This is a genomic window from Pseudomonas sp. DE0157, assembly GCF_007678615.1.
GTDB classification, from domain to species: domain Bacteria; phylum Pseudomonadota; class Gammaproteobacteria; order Pseudomonadales; family Pseudomonadaceae; genus Aquipseudomonas; species Aquipseudomonas parafulva_B.
On record NZ_VEJN01000003.1, the window covers coordinates 75,820 to 89,996 of the forward strand.

At 60.6% G+C, this 14,177-nt stretch carries 17 protein-coding genes; 4 read left to right on the plus strand and 13 right to left on the minus strand.

Features of this window, described 5'->3' with window-relative positions:
* Positions 1-7: 7 nt before the first annotated feature.
* The 10 genes from FS777_RS05950 to FS777_RS05995 all read right to left on the minus strand — a co-directional run bounded on the left by FS777_RS05950 (position 8) and on the right by FS777_RS05995 (position 8,366).
* The gene (locus FS777_RS05950) at positions 8-868 is read right to left on the minus strand and encodes a Ku protein (protein WP_078478626.1); all 861 of its coding nucleotides are present in this window, start codon (positions 866-868) and stop codon (positions 8-10) included.
* Positions 869-971: 103 nt separating this feature from the next.
* On the minus strand, positions 972-1,559 hold the full coding sequence (locus FS777_RS05955; protein WP_145254444.1) for a nucleosidase: 588 nt from the start codon (positions 1,557-1,559) through the stop codon (positions 972-974).
* Between the two features lie 145 nt (positions 1,560-1,704).
* Positions 1,705-2,658, minus strand: a complete 954-nt coding sequence (locus FS777_RS05960; RefSeq protein WP_145254447.1) for a class I SAM-dependent methyltransferase — start codon at positions 2,656-2,658, stop codon at positions 1,705-1,707.
* A complete protein-coding gene (locus FS777_RS05965) occupies positions 2,658-4,004 on the minus strand; it encodes an iron-containing redox enzyme family protein (protein ID WP_058639268.1) in 1,347 nt (448 codons plus the stop codon). Before FS777_RS05965 ends, FS777_RS05960 begins: the two co-directional genes overlap by 1 nt.
* Positions 4,005-4,025: 21 nt before the next feature.
* A complete protein-coding gene (locus FS777_RS05970) occupies positions 4,026-4,223 on the minus strand; it encodes a hypothetical protein (RefSeq protein WP_058639267.1) in 198 nt (65 codons plus the stop codon).
* A 60-nt stretch (positions 4,224-4,283) separates the two neighbouring features.
* A complete protein-coding gene (locus FS777_RS05975; RefSeq protein ID WP_023535600.1) occupies positions 4,284-4,457 on the minus strand; it encodes a general stress protein in 174 nt (57 codons plus the stop codon).
* A gap of 147 nt (positions 4,458-4,604) precedes the next feature.
* Positions 4,605-5,888 (minus strand): NTP/NDP exchange transporter, encoded by a 1,284-nt coding sequence (locus FS777_RS05980; protein ID WP_058639266.1) that lies wholly within the window; start codon positions 5,886-5,888, stop codon positions 4,605-4,607.
* Between the two features lie 4 nt (positions 5,889-5,892).
* Positions 5,893-6,801: an aldo/keto reductase gene (locus FS777_RS05985; protein ID WP_078478630.1), complete on the minus strand. Its 909-nt coding sequence runs from the start codon at positions 6,799-6,801 to the stop codon at positions 5,893-5,895.
* 81 nt (positions 6,802-6,882) lie between these two features.
* Positions 6,883-7,770, minus strand: a complete 888-nt coding sequence (locus FS777_RS05990) for a Dyp-type peroxidase (RefSeq protein ID WP_145254450.1) — start codon at positions 7,768-7,770, stop codon at positions 6,883-6,885.
* 125 nt (positions 7,771-7,895) lie between these two features.
* A complete protein-coding gene (locus tag FS777_RS05995) occupies positions 7,896-8,366 on the minus strand; it encodes a sterol desaturase family protein (protein ID WP_058639263.1) in 471 nt (156 codons plus the stop codon).
* A 397-nt stretch (positions 8,367-8,763) separates the two neighbouring features.
* On the opposite strand from FS777_RS05995, the gene FS777_RS06000 reads away from it, so the two are divergent.
* Positions 8,764-9,459, plus strand: coding sequence for an MgtC/SapB family protein (locus FS777_RS06000; RefSeq protein WP_058604574.1), 696 nt, complete (start codon positions 8,764-8,766; stop codon positions 9,457-9,459).
* 50 nt (positions 9,460-9,509) lie between these two features.
* On the opposite strand, the gene FS777_RS06005 is transcribed toward FS777_RS06000, so the two are convergent.
* On the minus strand, positions 9,510-11,057 hold the full coding sequence (locus tag FS777_RS06005) for a sensor domain-containing diguanylate cyclase (RefSeq protein ID WP_078478632.1): 1,548 nt from the start codon (positions 11,055-11,057) through the stop codon (positions 9,510-9,512).
* 140 nt (positions 11,058-11,197) lie between these two features.
* Here FS777_RS06005 and FS777_RS06010 point away from each other — a divergent pair, with 140 nt between their 5' ends.
* Together FS777_RS06010 and FS777_RS06015 are read left to right on the plus strand one after the other, a co-directional pair.
* Positions 11,198-11,698 carry a DUF4142 domain-containing protein gene (locus FS777_RS06010; RefSeq protein WP_078478633.1) on the plus strand — a complete coding sequence of 167 codons (501 nt, stop codon included), beginning with the start codon at positions 11,198-11,200 and terminating at the stop codon, positions 11,696-11,698.
* Between the two features lie 7 nt (positions 11,699-11,705).
* Positions 11,706-11,975 carry a hypothetical protein gene (locus tag FS777_RS06015; RefSeq protein ID WP_058604664.1) on the plus strand — a complete coding sequence of 90 codons (270 nt, stop codon included), beginning with the start codon at positions 11,706-11,708 and terminating at the stop codon, positions 11,973-11,975.
* A gap of 100 nt (positions 11,976-12,075) precedes the next feature.
* Here the strand turns inward: FS777_RS06015 and FS777_RS21635 are convergent, their stop codons facing one another.
* Positions 12,076-12,246, minus strand: coding sequence for a DUF6021 family protein (locus tag FS777_RS21635; RefSeq protein ID WP_196125528.1), 171 nt, complete (start codon positions 12,244-12,246; stop codon positions 12,076-12,078).
* Positions 12,247-12,299: 53 nt separating this feature from the next.
* Positions 12,300-13,289 (minus strand): DNA-binding protein, encoded by a 990-nt coding sequence (locus FS777_RS06020; protein ID WP_078478634.1) that lies wholly within the window; start codon positions 13,287-13,289, stop codon positions 12,300-12,302.
* A 259-nt stretch (positions 13,290-13,548) separates the two neighbouring features.
* Between FS777_RS06020 and FS777_RS06025 the strand changes: the two genes are divergently transcribed.
* Positions 13,549-14,154, plus strand: a complete 606-nt coding sequence (locus FS777_RS06025; RefSeq protein ID WP_058639260.1) for a transcriptional regulator — start codon at positions 13,549-13,551, stop codon at positions 14,152-14,154.
* Positions 14,155-14,177 lie beyond the last annotated feature (23 nt).

Genomic DNA, 14,177 nt, shown 5'->3' on the forward strand with positions numbered 1-14,177 from the left:
AGTGTACTCAAGAAGCCTTGCGCGTACGTTTGGCGGGCTTCTTCGCCGCAGCCGGTTTCTTCTTGGGAGACGCGGTGCTTTTGCCGCCGAGGCTGCGTTTGAGCAGCTCGGTGAGATCGATGATGTCTGCGCTCTTCTCGCCGCTGCTGTCCTCGCCCTTCTCCACCGTCTCGATCTTGCCTTTGCTGGCTTTTTCCGCGACCAACTCCATGATTGTGTCCCGAAACGCGTCGTGATACTCGTCCGGTGACCAGGTGCCGGTCATGTCTTGAACCAGACGCTTGGCCATGTCCAGTTCCCGTTTGTCCACTTTAGCCTTGGTCACAGTCGTGTCCAGTTCAAGGGTATCGAGCCCACGTACCTCATCGGGCCAGCGCAACGTGATCATTACCAGGGCTTCATCCAGGGGTCGAATAAGCGCAAGGTGCTGGCGTGTGTGCAGCACGACTGTCGCCAAAGCCACTTTGCCGGTGGTGGCCAGCGTTTCGCGCAACAGCGCATAGACCTTGCCGCCGCGCCGGTCAGGGCTCAGGTAATAAGGGGTGTCGAAGTGTTGAAGGGGAATTTCCCCTGCGTCCACGAATGAAAAGATGTCGATCGTCTGAGTGGCCTCCGGGCGGGCCTTGCGGATCTCCTGTTCACTGATCACCACATAGCGGCCCTTCTCGTACTCTACGCCCTTGACGATGTTCTCCTTGTCGATGTCCTTGCCGGTGACTTTGTTGATGCGCTTGTAGCCCACTGGGTCCATGCTGCGCTTGTCCAGCCAGTCAAAATCAACGCGTTCACTGCTGACGGCGGAGTTGAGCGCCACGGGGATGTGTACCAAACCGAAACTGATGGCGCCTTTCCAGATTGCCCTGGCCATTGACATGCTCCCTGAGTGATCTGCTGATACCTCAAGTGACTGCGCCACATCAGGAAAGGTTTAACCGCAGTGCCCGGTGGCTCCCACAGCCATAGGCAGATATTCAGGCAGGATTGAAGAGCACCCGCTTGAAGGCTTCTGCCGCCAAGTGCACCTGCACGGACCAGTCGGTGGCCGCATCGCTCCCGGCATCGTCGGAGATGTATTTCAGGCATACGAACGGGATGTCCTCGGACCGTGCGACAAGCGCCAGCGCATAGGCCTCCATGTCGACCACGTCATAGGGCGCATCACCGTGGCTGATCTCGAAATTATCGCCTGTGCCACAGGTTTCGATAGGCTGCCCCGCAATGGCCAGCCCATGTTCAAGTACGACAGGGATGTCGGAAAGCGGCGTTTCGTAACGCGCAAACCCCAGAGGCGTGACGTCCATGTCGCGCTGGACGAACCGTGTGCAGCACACCAGGCTGCCCTTGCCATGCAGCCGGCTGCCTGCCGAGCCGAGATTGACGATGAGCCTGGGCCTGCGCGTAGTCACAGCGCGGGTGAGCGCGATGGCCGCATTCACCTTGCCAATACCGGTGAAGACCGTATTCAGATGCCCGAACAGACCGCCCGCCTCTGCCTCCAGGGCAAAGACGAACAGCGTGTCTTCCAGGGCTACACGGGGGAACAGCGGGGTCAGCATCATGGCTACGGTCCTTGGAGAAACGGTTGTCGATCTCGCTATTCTCTTTGAACCGGTGGTTAGGTCAAGAATGTGTCTGCACAGGCAGGTCTGCTACAGCAGCCGCTTAACGCCACGATGGGCCAGGCGTGTCGATAACACTCCGGTCTCAACGATTGCGCATAACCGTCAGTGCTACCGCAGCAATACGTTCCACCCGCTCATAGCCAGGCTCCAATAATTGCTCGCCGAACACGTCAGGGTCGATCTCTCGATATACCCAAGAAAATTCAGGGCCGGCCAGCTGCTCGCGAATGCCTTCTAGCAGAGCGTCTTGCCCCTCGACGATGGCAACGCCGGTATACAGCAACAATGATCCCCCCACGCTCAGTCGCTCAAGGCTCTGCTCGATGATGCGTCGCGAAAGATCCGCTCCGAGCGATCCTCCGCCATGGCGATACGTGCGTTCACCATCGTCAAGCATGTAAGGCGGATTGGCCACGATCAAGTCGAACTGACCTGTCACGTCCTGCAGGATATCGCTTTGCTGCACAGACACATTACCGATGTCGGCAAGTGCCGTATTGACCGCAGTAAAACGCAGCGCCTTGGGGTTGATATCCACGGCGGTCACCTGCGCGTGCTGCGCAGCACGAGCGATCACCAATGCGCCCACCCCTGTGCCACAGCCAATGTCCACTGCACGCTCAATGCGCTTGGGCGTCGATCGCAGGTGATCCTGGATGACATTAGCGAACCGGTAACTGTCGGGGCCGAAGAACACCGCATCGCTGGCCTGCGTAGGGTAGGCCGAGTGCACCAGTAGCAGCCCGTCGAGGCTCGACCAACGGACGGTGCTGGCCAATAAGTCTCGATGAGACTTCACCACGCCAGCGGTTTTCATCAAGTCCAGCTCATCGGCCGAAAGCATCGAGCCGGCGAATGGCCGGCTCCAACCGAATACATCCCGGACGGTGCAAGCCTTCTCAGCGCCTGGTCGCGCATTGACCAATGCATGGGTCGCCGGGGTCACGCAGGTAAAGTGGTAACCACCAGCGCGAAGGCGCTTTCCTAGCTGTAGCAGAGCCTGGTCAGCGGCTGTCTGTGGTGAATCGAGGGGCATCAGTGAGATCCTTCCTGGAGCAGGCCAGTGGCCTGTATGTAAGCCTGGGTCGCGGCCAGTCCTTCGGGCGTCGCATGTTTATTGCCGGACATGGCACAAATCAACGTATCAATATCGTGGTGCGCAGGGCGCTGCCGCTGGGTACCCGGCGTCTGGTCTTGCAATTGCAGTGCCGCCTCCCAGCTGCCGGGTAACACACGACGAATGCGCGATTGTGAACCCGCGGCGATCCAATCGTGCCACAGCTGCTTCTCGTAGGCGGTAAATACACCATACATGGGCGCGGTTGGCCCCTCGATCAGCGTCCACCAGCGGCTTTGCTCAGGAGCTTCGCCGCGGCGAATCCAACCCTGGGCTTGCATGGCGTCAAGAAAGGCCGGCATGGCGCCTGGCTCGGCCAGCCATTGGTTGATGGTGCGTTTTTGCAGACGGCAGTGGTCCGAGTGCATGAACTGCCCAAAATTGCGCTTGTGCTCCAGGGCCTGAAGCAGCTCAGCTTCCAAGTCGAAACTTGCGATGAGCGCAGGGGTGCTGGTCCCTAGATCATTGAGACGGTAGCCCCGACGGACCCGCTCATAAAAACCCGCCACATCATCAGTCGGGCACAACTGGTGCAGGGCCTGGAGCGACAGATGGGCATGACCGCTGGCTGCATTGTCGATGGTGACGTGCAGCTGGAAGTAAAATCCGTCGATGCCCAGCTCAGCCAATTCGTAAGTTGTGATCAACAAGTGCAAAGGCGGTTGTTCGTAGCCAAGGTTGTAGCCGATCACTTCAGGTAAATAGTCCTGGCCATACTCGCCAAGGGCCAATTGCAAGGACGCCTGCAGGTAACGGGAATCGTCCAGGTCCGGGCGATCCAGGCAGCCGAGCCTGCTCATCAGGCGCTGGTAGATCAGCACGTGATTGCAGCGAGGGTCACCGCTGCCCAGCTCCTCGAGGTAGGTACGGATCAGGCCGTGGTAGCGTGGATCTCGCCATTGACGCAGGGCACTGAACAGCCACGCGCCGTCCACAACCTTGGTGGGTTCGACTTGCTGCAGGAACCACAACGCCTGGGCGCGGTTGGCGAAATAGCGCCGCGGGGCGCCCTGCTTGCGCTGCTCCAGGTACGCCTTGTATCCCTCGGCCACACCGGCAGCGTGCTGCAAGCTCCAGGCGTCGAGTTGCGATGGGTCATCCGGCAGGTCATCAGGCATGCTCCGGGCCTGAGCCAACTGGCTATCGAGCCAGGCCCGGCTACTGGTGTCATGGCCCTCGAGCAGGACGTGATAGCGGTCTTTCAGGCTGGGAGCGACAGATGGGGCTTGGACCATCGCGGCGGTCTGGCGGGTCATGACCGTCATGGCGTATTCCTCGTGCGCGTATTATTGGTTGGCTTTCTGCCCTGGCATCGGCTCAGGGGCTGGCGCAGAACGGGGTGCGGTTTGTTCGTCAGGTTTTTGCATCTGCAAGGACGGCTTGCTGGCATCGGAGTCCTTGCCGGGATGATTGTTGTCGCGGTCAAAACAACCGCCGACCAGAGTCAAGGCGCCCATGAGAGTGATCAGTGGGAATGTGCGCATGGCTGGCTCCTTGTTCGAAGAATCGCAGTGCCAGGCTAGCCTGGCACTGCAAGGCTTCACTTACGACTTGCCGCCTTTGCGGCCCGACTCGCTGGAGTGGCCGCCGCTTGCCTGCCCTCCCTTCTTGCCGGCTTCGGAAGCCTTCTCACGGTCATTGGCGAAGTTGCCCGAATTTTTGCTACCGCCCTGGCTGCCCTGCTGGTTACCGCTACGGCTGTTGTCTTTAGTGGCCATGATCTGAAACCTCTTATGACTTCGGAATGCACGGCGCCAATGCCGTACATGACTTGGGAGTACACCCGTGCTTGAGGATTCGCATTATCGAGAAGGCTTCTGACAAACGGCGTTAAAGAAGGGTCAGCCCAATAGTTGGTGTACCTGTCAGCGGCGACGGGTTTCGTCGCGTCGACCTTGCTGGCCACCGAGCCAATGACCGGTTGCGGCCCAGCAGACGGCAAGTAGCGCTCCGATTAGCATGGCCACCTGTGGATGATCCCCCATCAGGTCCAAGGCCCGCTTTATCCAGCCGCTGACCGCATCCCCGCCTCGGTAGACCACGGTGTCGATGAAGTTCTTGGCCTTGTACTTGTCTTCGGCGCTGACCACGGTGAAGAGCATCTCGCGGCCAGGCCGAACCAGGGCATACTCGCCGGCCCGCCTTACGACCATCACGATGACGAACAGGGCGAAGACAGGCGACAAGGCCAGGCACATGAACCCGGCAGCCATGGCCAGCGGCACTGCCACCAGCAACACCCGCACCCCCAGGCGTCGAGCGAGCCGACCGGTGAAAAACAGCTGCGTGAGAATGGCCAGTGCCTGAACGACTGCATCTATTGCGCCGAACACCTGCGTCTGGCGAGTACGGTCGGTGAAGGTTTCACTGACAATGCGAGCCTGTTCGAAATAGAGGAATGTGCTCACACTGGCCAGCAGCACGACGAACAGAGCAATACCGAGCAGATAGGGCGTGCGTATTACCGCCGTTGCACCGGAAAACGGATTGCCGCCCAGTGCGCGGCCCTCGCAAGCGGGATCGCGGGTCGGGAGTGGATTATTCGTGCGCCAACGCTGCAACACCCAGGCGGCCAGTACGCTGCCCAGCAGCAACACGGCCGCGAGCGTCAACAAACCGGGGTGTCCAAGGGGCGCAACCAGCAGCGTGCCGAGCAGCGGCCCGCACAATCCGCCCACACTCGCCCCTGCTGCCAGTACGCCGAACAGGCGCTTGCCTTGCTCGGTGCTGAACAGGTCGGCGAGTACGCTCCAGGCCAGCGAGATACTCAGTAGATTGAATACCGACAACCAGATATAGAACGCCCGGGCCACCCAAGGCCCGTCGGGATGGCGTGCCAATAGCGCGGCAAAGGCGAGCAGGTTGCAGATGAAGAAGCCATAGGTCCAAGGCAATATGTGCCGGCGCCGTACACGGGAGGCCATCCAACCAAACACAGGCAGGCAAACCAACGTGGCGATGAAGGTACCGGTGAACAGCCATTGCAGGTTTTCGACGCCACCGGCAACGCCCATGGTTTCGCGCACGGGCCGGAGCATGAAATACCCCGTGAACAGCATGAAGAACAGTAGGCTGCCTGCCAGAACCGCTGGCGCTTCCCCAGACCGCATGTCCAGCATCTGCTGCAGGCGCTGCCGCCGCGTCACCATGGTGTCAGGCGAACTGTTCGATCAGCGCTTGCTGCTGCGCCTGGGTAAGCATCGGACCCTGCCCTGCCTTGAGTTGGTCCAACTGACGATCCAGTCGGCCAGTGGCCGGTATCACGGCGGTGACTGCCGGGTGGCTGAGTGCGAACTTCAGGAACAACTGGGCCCAGCTACCGACGCCCTGTTCCTGTGCCCATTCTGGAAGGGCGCGATCCTTGACCGCCGCGAACAGACGACCGTCATCGAAGGCGCGGTTGATCAGCACCGCCACGCCCTTGTCACGGCACAAGGGAAGAAGCTCACGCGCAGCGCCAGGGGCATTGACTGCGTAATTGATCTGGATGAAGTCCAGAGCCTGGCTGCGCACGATCGCGGCCACCTGGTCGTGTCCCGAGTCCAGATAGTGGGTGATGCCCACATAGCGTGTCTTGCCCTGTTGCTTGAGTTCACGTGCATAGGGCAACTGCTGTTGCCAGTCACGCAAATTGTGCACTTGTAGCAGGTCCACCTTGTCCGTGCGCAGGCTGCGCAGCGTGCCGTCCCATTGGGCCTGGGCATCTGCGCGGCTGTTGGCGGCGATCTTGGTGGCAATGAAGCACTGGCGGTGCCACCCGCCTTCGGCGAGCAGTTGACCCAGGATGCTGTCGGCGCCGCCGTAGTTGGGAGAGGTGTCGATGACCCGACCGCCACCTTTGAAGAAGGCTTCAAGCACCTGATACAGCTGCCGGTAGTCCGCTGAGCCGGCCTCGACTTCGAAGCTGCCTGACGTGCCGGCGCCGATCACCGGCAGTAGCTCACCCGTTGACGGAATCGGCCGCGAGAGCAGGCTCGCCACTGCAGCTGCGCTCAGCCAGGGGCTGGTGGCCAGCAGACCGATCGCAGCGCCCGCACGTAGGACATCCCGACGTCCATACATAGGAAATCTCCGTAACAGAGCGGAAATATCCAATGCTAGTTCGTGGAAGCTGTCTTGCGATCATCTTGTGTATCTGGATGTTTAAGCCTCGGGCTGCAACAGCAGGCGCAAGTCCAGCGAACCCTGCGCAATCGGCGGGCACCAGTAGTAGCCCCCGGTCAGCGGGCGTGTGAACTGATACAGGGCATCGATCACACCGTCCTCCAGCCCGCTCATGCGGCGCAGCTGAACCTCAAACGAGGTGAAAGACGTACCCAGCGCCACGAACGCCAGCCCTGCACCGCGGGTATCAGCCCAGGAAACCGAGCGACGCACCATGAAAGCCTCCGGTGCATAGCTTTCCTGGGCAGTACGCTTCACATGGGCGGACTCAGGCGCATCCTCCAGTTCCTCGTTATCGCTCAGGCGCCGGCCGATGATGTTGTCCTGCACCTGCTGTGGCAGCGATTTGAAGTAGTGCATGTCGTGCTTCCACAGCTGGAACGCGGCGAAGCTCGACCCCTGCAAGCCAGGCGCGCCCTCACTCAGGATGGCGGCTTCGATGGCGTCGTCGCCACTGGGGTTTTCCGTGCCGTCTTCGTAGCCCGTCAGATCCCGACCGCCTTGGTGGAGGAAGCCATCGACGTGATCAACCAGCGCAAAGGCTGGGCTCAATAGACGCTCCAGCGCCTGGGCCTGCAGATACAGGTCCCCGCGTTCGTCTCCCCGCAACCACAGCCACAGCGCATGCTGGGTACTGGGGTTCTCGACCGCGGCGTCCAGCAGCGGGAACGGGGTCAGGCCTTGGATCTGGGCGTTCAGGGCTTTTGCCAAAGGGGCGCCCACACCCAGTGTCACACGCAGGCCGTCGACATGGCCCAGCAAGGCATCGAGGGCCGCAGGCACGGCCTCGGTTGACTCGATGGAGAAGAACAGGTGACGCGCGTGCACCGGCACGGGCGTGGCAAGCAGACCTTGCTGATACGGCATGAAGGGCGAGTCCTGGGCTGAAAAGCGCGCATGCTACTGCGCAGGTCCAGACAGTGCAATGTATGCCGGGCAGGCAGGGTGGTGGAGGCAACCCGATCAGCAAAGGCGTCTGTGCGCTTGAGACCTCAGAGACCAGAGCCCCTGTTGCGCCGCAGCTCGCGCACCAGCCGCTTTAACGGGGGCGCGTAGAAAAAACCGAACGACACGCTACCCTTGCGCCCTTTGACGGCGTGGTGCAGCCGATGCGCGCGGTGCAGGCGCGTCAGGTAGCGCCCCACCGGGCGCACCGTGCGGGGCCAGTGACGGTGAAAAAAGCCATCATGCGCAATCACGTACAGCGCGCCGTAAGCCGCCACCCCGCCTCCGACCCACTGCAGTGGCGCATGCCCGGCTTTGCCGACCGCCACCAGTGCCAGCGAAATCACCGCCAGTGCCAGCAGGTACACGTCGTTGGTTTCGAGCATGCCCAGCTGGGGTTCGTGGTGCGAGCGATGCAGCCACCAGCCCCAGCCATGCATGATGTACTTGTGCGCCAAGGTGCCGACACCCTCCATGGCCACCAGTGTGCCAAGCAGGACGAGGATATTGAACAGCATGGATCAGCCCGCAACGGTTCAGAAAAGGCAAAAGGTTAACCATTGGCCGTGAATTTTTCCATCGTACCGGCAGGCTTGTCAGGCATTTGCGGATGACGCCATTGTCATGTTTTTACCCTTGACCTGATCGAGGGTCGGGCTTATCGTCCGCGCCGCACTTTTGCATTCACCAATAGGAGCCCTGCATTGGACACTAGCCCCAGTCGCTTGCGACAGGCCCACGCGGCGCGCTAGCCCGGCAGTCTCCCACGCTGCCTGGCCGAGTTGCCGAGGCAGCCGATGCACAGCATCGCCCCCTCCTTCCCCCCTGTGGTCCTTTCGCATCTCTGGTTTTTACCACCGCGCTTTCTTGAGTGATGGCGTTAGAGCGGGCCTGGGCCCGTGGAAGAGGTTCGTAATGGATTGGAAAGTATTTCTGCTGCGTGTCAGCACCGCCCTGCTGCTGGGGGCTTTGATCGGCGCCGAACGCCAATTGCGTCAGCGCTTGACTGGCCTGCGCACCAACGGCCTGGTCAGTACGGGTGCCTGTCTGTTTGTACTGATGACCCAGGCGGTTCCAGGCATGGCGCCTACCGACGCCTCCCGGGTGGCGGCGTATGTGGTGTCGGGTATCGGTTTCCTGGGCGGCGGCGTCATCATGCGTGACGGCTTCAATGTGCGGGGGCTGAACACCGCGGCAACGCTGTGGTGCACCGCTGCCATCGGCGTGCTGTGCAGCCTGGGGCTGCTGCTCGAAGCAGCCCTGGGCGCGGTGGTCGTGCTGTGCGCCAACATCTTGCTAAGGGATATCGCCCAACGCCTGGACCGCCAGGAGGTGGTGCCCGCCACGGAGGTAGAACAGCAGTTCGAGGTGCGTATTGTCTGTCGAGCCCAGGATGAGATTCAGGTACGCAGCTTGATGCTGCATAGCCTCGGCGAGCCTGAACTGCGCCTGCAGTCCTTGCACAGCGAGGACTTGCCAGACCCGGCCCGCCTGGAAGTGCGTGCCCAGTTGCTGGGTACCTCACAGGCGCCCGCCCAGTTGGAGCGGCTGGTCAGCCGGGTCAGCCTGGAGAAGGGCGTCAGTTCGGTACGTTGGCAACTTCAGGCATGAAGTCGATGCCCGCCAGGGCTAGGCGGGCTGCCTGCATCCCCATGCGGTTCTCAAGGGTCAGCGACCGCGTAGCGGTCCCGGCCCTGGCGCTTGGCTTCATACAGTGCCGCATCTGCGGCTTCGAGCAGTTGCTGTGGACTCTGTTCACTGCGCGTGGGTTCTGCCACCGCAATACCCGCACTGAACGAGACGATCCCCAGTGGACTGCCCGCATGCACCAGCATCTCCTTGCGCAGAGCCTGCTGCAGCGTCTCGACAAACGCCTTCGCTCCGCGTACATCCGTGTCGGGTAACAGCAAGGTAAACTCCTCGCCCCCGTAGCGTACGGCCAGATCTGCCGGACGCTGCGCGGCTTGGCGCAGCAGTTCGCCGAAGCGTTGCAAGCACTGATCGCCTGCCGCATGTCCGTAACGGTCGTTGTAGGCCTTGAAATGATCCAGGTCGAGCATCACCACGCACACCGGATACGCCTGGCGCCGAGCCCTGCGCAGCTCGGGCTCGAACACCGCGTCCAGCCTGCGACGATTACCCAACCCGGTCAGGCTGTCGGTCAAGGCAAGGGTCTTGAGGGTCTGGTGGGCCTGGTGCAAGGCGCGCTCGATCACGATGCGTTCGCGCACCTGGCGAAGGACCACCCAACCGAACAACGCAAGGACCATGACCAGCACCAGTAACACCACCAGCGATTTGATTGCATCCTGGCGCCAGGGGGCGATGATTGACTCGCGTGACAGGCCCGCTTCGACCACCAGCGGGTAGCTGGCCAAGGCTCGGTAAGCGTACAGGCGCGGTGTACCATCGACGACGGCCACCGCTTCGACCAACCCTTGGGCTGCATAGGGCAGGTGGTGCTTGAAAATATCGCTGTTGGCCAGGTTACGCTCAAGCAGCGGTTCCACGAATGGGCGCCGCACCAGGATCGTACCGTCGCGCTTGGCCAGCACCAGCGCACCACGTTCGTCGATCTTGAATTCGCCGTAGTAACGCACGAACCAGTCGACCTTGATGGTCCCAAGCAGTACGCCCGCAAAACGCCCATCCGGATAATTCAGGCGCCGAGAAATAGGTACGATCAGATCGCCCGTCGAGCGGCTGCGTACCACTGCACCGATGCGAATGGCGCTATCGGGATGGTCGCGGTGGTAGATGAAGTAATCACGGTCGCCATTGTTAGCGGCCGGCGGCGTTGCCGAGCGGTCCGTGACGAGCCAGCGACCATGGCTGTCGTAGATGAACAGGCCGTGGAGCTGAGGGATGATGCGCACCTGTTGGCTGAGCAACCCATGCATGCGTTTGCGATCCAAGTGCTCGAACCCATCGCCTTGCACGCGCTCCACCAGCGCCGCACTGATGGAATCGACCTGGCGAATGGCATCCTCGGCATGCTGGGCGGTGGCCTGGGCCAGATTGGTCACCATGTTCGCGGCATTGTGGAACGCGTCCCGGTAATCACGCCAGATTCGCCAGCCCTCAACGGCTGCGAACGTGGTCATGACCACCAGCATGAACGCCAGCACCAGGCGAAACAGGGCTACCGCTCGTCCCTGGCCCGCCAGCGCAAGGGCTCTTTCTTCATCGGTCTGCCTGGCGCTTCGCATGCACATCCCCTGCACGTGCTTGGTCAACGCTGTTGACCACTGCCACACCCTGTTGATGCAAAAAAGATGAAACCTTTGGCCTGCGCGCGCCCTCAACAGTACGCGACACTGATGTCGCGCCATCGTTTAAGGAGTGAAACATGAGCAATCTCTTCGTCAAGCGCGTCGGCCTTTCCATGGTGCTGGGCATGGCCTCGGTTCACGCCTTTGCTGCCAGCTCGGACGACTTCGTAGACGCGGCTACCGAAGCCGGCATCGCAGAGATCGTGACCGGCAACCTTGCTTTGGAAAAAAGCCAGAACGCCGAGATCAAGACCTTTGCCCAGCACATGGTGACCGACCACACCAAGGCCAACCAGGAGCTGGCAGAAATTGCCAAGAAGCTGGACATCTCGGTGCCCGATGATGCGGCCATCACCGACAAGGTGAAAAAAGTGATTCTGGAATGGCGTGACGAGTCCTTCGACAAGTCTTACGTGAACAATCAGGTCGATGCTCACGAGAAGACCGTCGAACTGTTCAAGAAAGAAGCCACTTCTTCTGACAAGGCTGAGCTCAAGGCATTCGCTGCCAAGACCCTGCCAACCCTTGAGAAACACCTGCAAGAAGCCAAGGCACTGCAAACCCAGCATGGCAAGTGAGGCGCGCATGAGTAACGACGCACTGAAAAGCGAAATCCTGACCCGACTCAACCATGCTCACCCCCATGGTCTGGGCAAGGAACTGCTGGACAACTACCGCGGTGAAAAAGCTGTGGCCGGCATGCTTAAATCGCTGCAGGACGATGGCCTGATCCACGACGGTAGCGTAAGTGTGGATGCTGAACATGAGATGACGCTCAACTACCCGATCAAGCTCTCTGCCAAGGGTGTCGAGGCGGCCAAGCAGGCTGAAGTGGAAAAACAGGCACAAGCCTGACGTCCGCTGGTCAGCACGGGCAAAGTCCACCCTGACCTTGATGCTGGATAAAAAAGGCCCTGATCGTATCGATCAGGGCCTTTTGCTTGGTGCGTGCCCTTCAGGTGTCTTTCTCTACATCCCTTGGTGGTTTGGCGGGGCCTTGGGGGTCTACCTGAGGATCATCGAGGTCGGGAGAATCAGGGTCAAAGCCAAGATCATCCGGTTTATCGGCTTCGTCGGTCGAGTGAGGTCCGTGCTGCGTGCCGTGGGTTGTGCCTCGTTCGCTCATGCGGTCTTCTCCAAATGGCTGTCTAGGGAAGAAAGCCGTTGCGCCAGAAAGTTTTATTTATCTTCTCCATCCCTTAGCTGATCCTGACACAGGCGCAACGACGCCTGGTTCTCTGTCAGCTCCCGCTCCAGCGTCTCAAGCTTTAGCGCCTGATCCCGGCACGAGACCTTGCTGTCCTCCAGCGCTTTGGCCTGCATAGCCAATTGGCGGCGCAGCTCGTCGCTGCTCCCCTGGGCCTGTGCCAGCATCGTGCGCAAGCCCTGGATCTGGGCGTCGCGCTGCTCTAGCAGCTGTTCCTGAGCCCGCCGTTCGCTGCTCGCCTGGCGATTCTCCCCAAGCAGACGCTCGTTATCACGGTGCAGGCGAGTGAGCTCGTCCTGCTTGACGATCATGGCCTGCTGTAACTGCCGTACTTCGACCTGCATCTGCTGCAACTGAGCTTCGTGACGACGCTGCTCGTGTTCGCGCTGCTCGCGACTGGCCGTGCGGTAGTGCTCAAGCGCATCGCGGGCGTGTCGGTGCTTGTCTTCCAGGGATTTGACCTGCTCATCCTTATCCGCCAGGCGTACTTGCAGTTCCCCCAGGGACTGGTTGAGGCTGGCGCTGCGCAGCTGCTCAGCCTGTAGCGTGCTTAGCGTGCTGTTGAGTTTCTCTGACTCCTCACGCAAGGCCGCTGCATCGATTTCGTGCTGTTGGTCAGCCGCTGCAAGCGCCTGCTCAGCTGCCGCCAAGGCCGCTTCGAGCGCCTCGCGCTGCTCGGTGAAGACGCTTTCTGCCCGCTCGATCACCAAATCCGCTTCGTCTTGCAGTTGCGTCGCCAACTGACCTACCAGGCGACTCAATACCTCACTGATCGGCGCGCCGCCTTCGGAGGGCATTGGCTGCTGTCCGTTGAGCTCCTTGAGGTAGCGGTGAATGGTGGTTTTCGAGCCTGTATTGCCCAGCTCGATGCGGATGGCATCGATGCTGGGGTTCTCCCCTCTTGCAATCAGGGCCTGCCTGGCCTGTTGCACAACCACCTTGTTGATGCCGCCACGTGCCATGCATGCTCCTACGATTTCGTAATGTTGTACGTACTATGTAATTACGTACCAATTCTGCTAGTTCCGAACTGCTAAAACAAGTGCAATCTCACATGGAATAATCACGGCTTATCGAATGTTAGGCCGATTTTGAGCCGGTTCTGGTCGCCACCAGCCCGTCTCAGCGTGTACAGGGTGGTTGATCGGCATACGGCGCCTTGTGCGAGGAGGCATTCGAGAGCCAACATAAGCGCCTCCTTAGAATGCACAGTGGCCCCGCATGTCGCTCGAGAACTACCAGGCAATCGCCGAAAGCATTGCCCTGTTGCTGTATCCCCATGCCGAAGTCGTCGTCCATGACCTGCGCACCCAGACGGTGGTGCATATCGCCAACAACATCTCCAAGCGCAGCCTGGGAGATGACTCGGCCATTGCCGAGGACCTGGACGATCTGCTCGGCGGCGCCAAGTTGGGCCCATATGAGAAGTTGAACTGGAACGGTCAGAAGGTGCGCTCCATCAGTACGGTCTTGCGCGATGAGCAGGGTGATGCTCGGCACCTGATGTGCATCAACCTGGACCTGTCGGTGCTCGAAAACGCCCGTCATGCGCTGGAGGCGTTCTTTCAAATGGGTCGCCTGGTCGAGCAGCCTCAGGCGCTGTTTCGCGATGACTGGCAGGAGCGCATCAATACCTTCATGCATGCTTGGCTCAAGGCGCGCCATTTGTCTCTGCAGACAATGCAGATGGGCGACAAGCGCAGTCTGGTGCAAGCGTTGCATGCCGAGGGTGCGTTCGAAGGCCGAAGCGGCGTGGACTATGTGGCCAATGTGCTGAACATGGGGCGTGCGACGGTTTACAAATACCTCAAGGCGCTCAAGGGATGACGATTTTGAGCGCCAGGACTGAC

What these genes read in the sequence shown, in the direction of transcription:
- FS777_RS05950 (WP_078478626.1), bottom strand. Translation starts at nt 868, where the DNA reads ATGGCCAGGGCAATCTGGAAAGGCGCCATCAGTTTCGGTTTGGTACAC.
- FS777_RS05955 (WP_145254444.1), bottom strand. Translation starts at nt 1,559, where the DNA reads ATGATGCTGACCCCGCTGTTCCCCCGTGTAGCCCTGGAAGACACGCTG.
- FS777_RS05960 (WP_145254447.1), bottom strand. Translation starts at nt 2,658, where the DNA reads ATGCCCCTCGATTCACCACAGACAGCCGCTGACCAGGCTCTGCTACAG.
- FS777_RS05965 (WP_058639268.1), bottom strand. Translation starts at nt 4,004, where the DNA reads ATGACGGTCATGACCCGCCAGACCGCCGCGATGGTCCAAGCCCCATCT.
- FS777_RS05970 (WP_058639267.1), bottom strand. Translation starts at nt 4,223, where the DNA reads ATGCGCACATTCCCACTGATCACTCTCATGGGCGCCTTGACTCTGGTC.
- FS777_RS05975 (WP_023535600.1), bottom strand. Translation starts at nt 4,457, where the DNA reads ATGGCCACTAAAGACAACAGCCGTAGCGGTAACCAGCAGGGCAGCCAG.
- FS777_RS05980 (WP_058639266.1), bottom strand. Translation starts at nt 5,888, where the DNA reads ATGGTGACGCGGCGGCAGCGCCTGCAGCAGATGCTGGACATGCGGTCT.
- FS777_RS05985 (WP_078478630.1), bottom strand. Translation starts at nt 6,801, where the DNA reads ATGTATGGACGTCGGGATGTCCTACGTGCGGGCGCTGCGATCGGTCTG.
- FS777_RS05990 (WP_145254450.1), bottom strand. Translation starts at nt 7,770, where the DNA reads ATGCCGTATCAGCAAGGTCTGCTTGCCACGCCCGTGCCGGTGCACGCG.
- FS777_RS05995 (WP_058639263.1), bottom strand. Translation starts at nt 8,366, where the DNA reads ATGCTGTTCAATATCCTCGTCCTGCTTGGCACACTGGTGGCCATGGAG.
- FS777_RS06000 (WP_058604574.1), top strand. Translation starts at nt 8,764, where the DNA reads ATGGATTGGAAAGTATTTCTGCTGCGTGTCAGCACCGCCCTGCTGCTG.
- FS777_RS06005 (WP_078478632.1), bottom strand. Translation starts at nt 11,057, where the DNA reads ATGCGAAGCGCCAGGCAGACCGATGAAGAAAGAGCCCTTGCGCTGGCG.
- FS777_RS06010 (WP_078478633.1), top strand. Translation starts at nt 11,198, where the DNA reads ATGAGCAATCTCTTCGTCAAGCGCGTCGGCCTTTCCATGGTGCTGGGC.
- FS777_RS06015 (WP_058604664.1), top strand. Translation starts at nt 11,706, where the DNA reads ATGAGTAACGACGCACTGAAAAGCGAAATCCTGACCCGACTCAACCAT.
- FS777_RS21635 (WP_196125528.1), bottom strand. Translation starts at nt 12,246, where the DNA reads ATGAGCGAACGAGGCACAACCCACGGCACGCAGCACGGACCTCACTCG.
- FS777_RS06020 (WP_078478634.1), bottom strand. Translation starts at nt 13,289, where the DNA reads ATGGCACGTGGCGGCATCAACAAGGTGGTTGTGCAACAGGCCAGGCAG.
- FS777_RS06025 (WP_058639260.1), top strand. Translation starts at nt 13,549, where the DNA reads ATGTCGCTCGAGAACTACCAGGCAATCGCCGAAAGCATTGCCCTGTTG.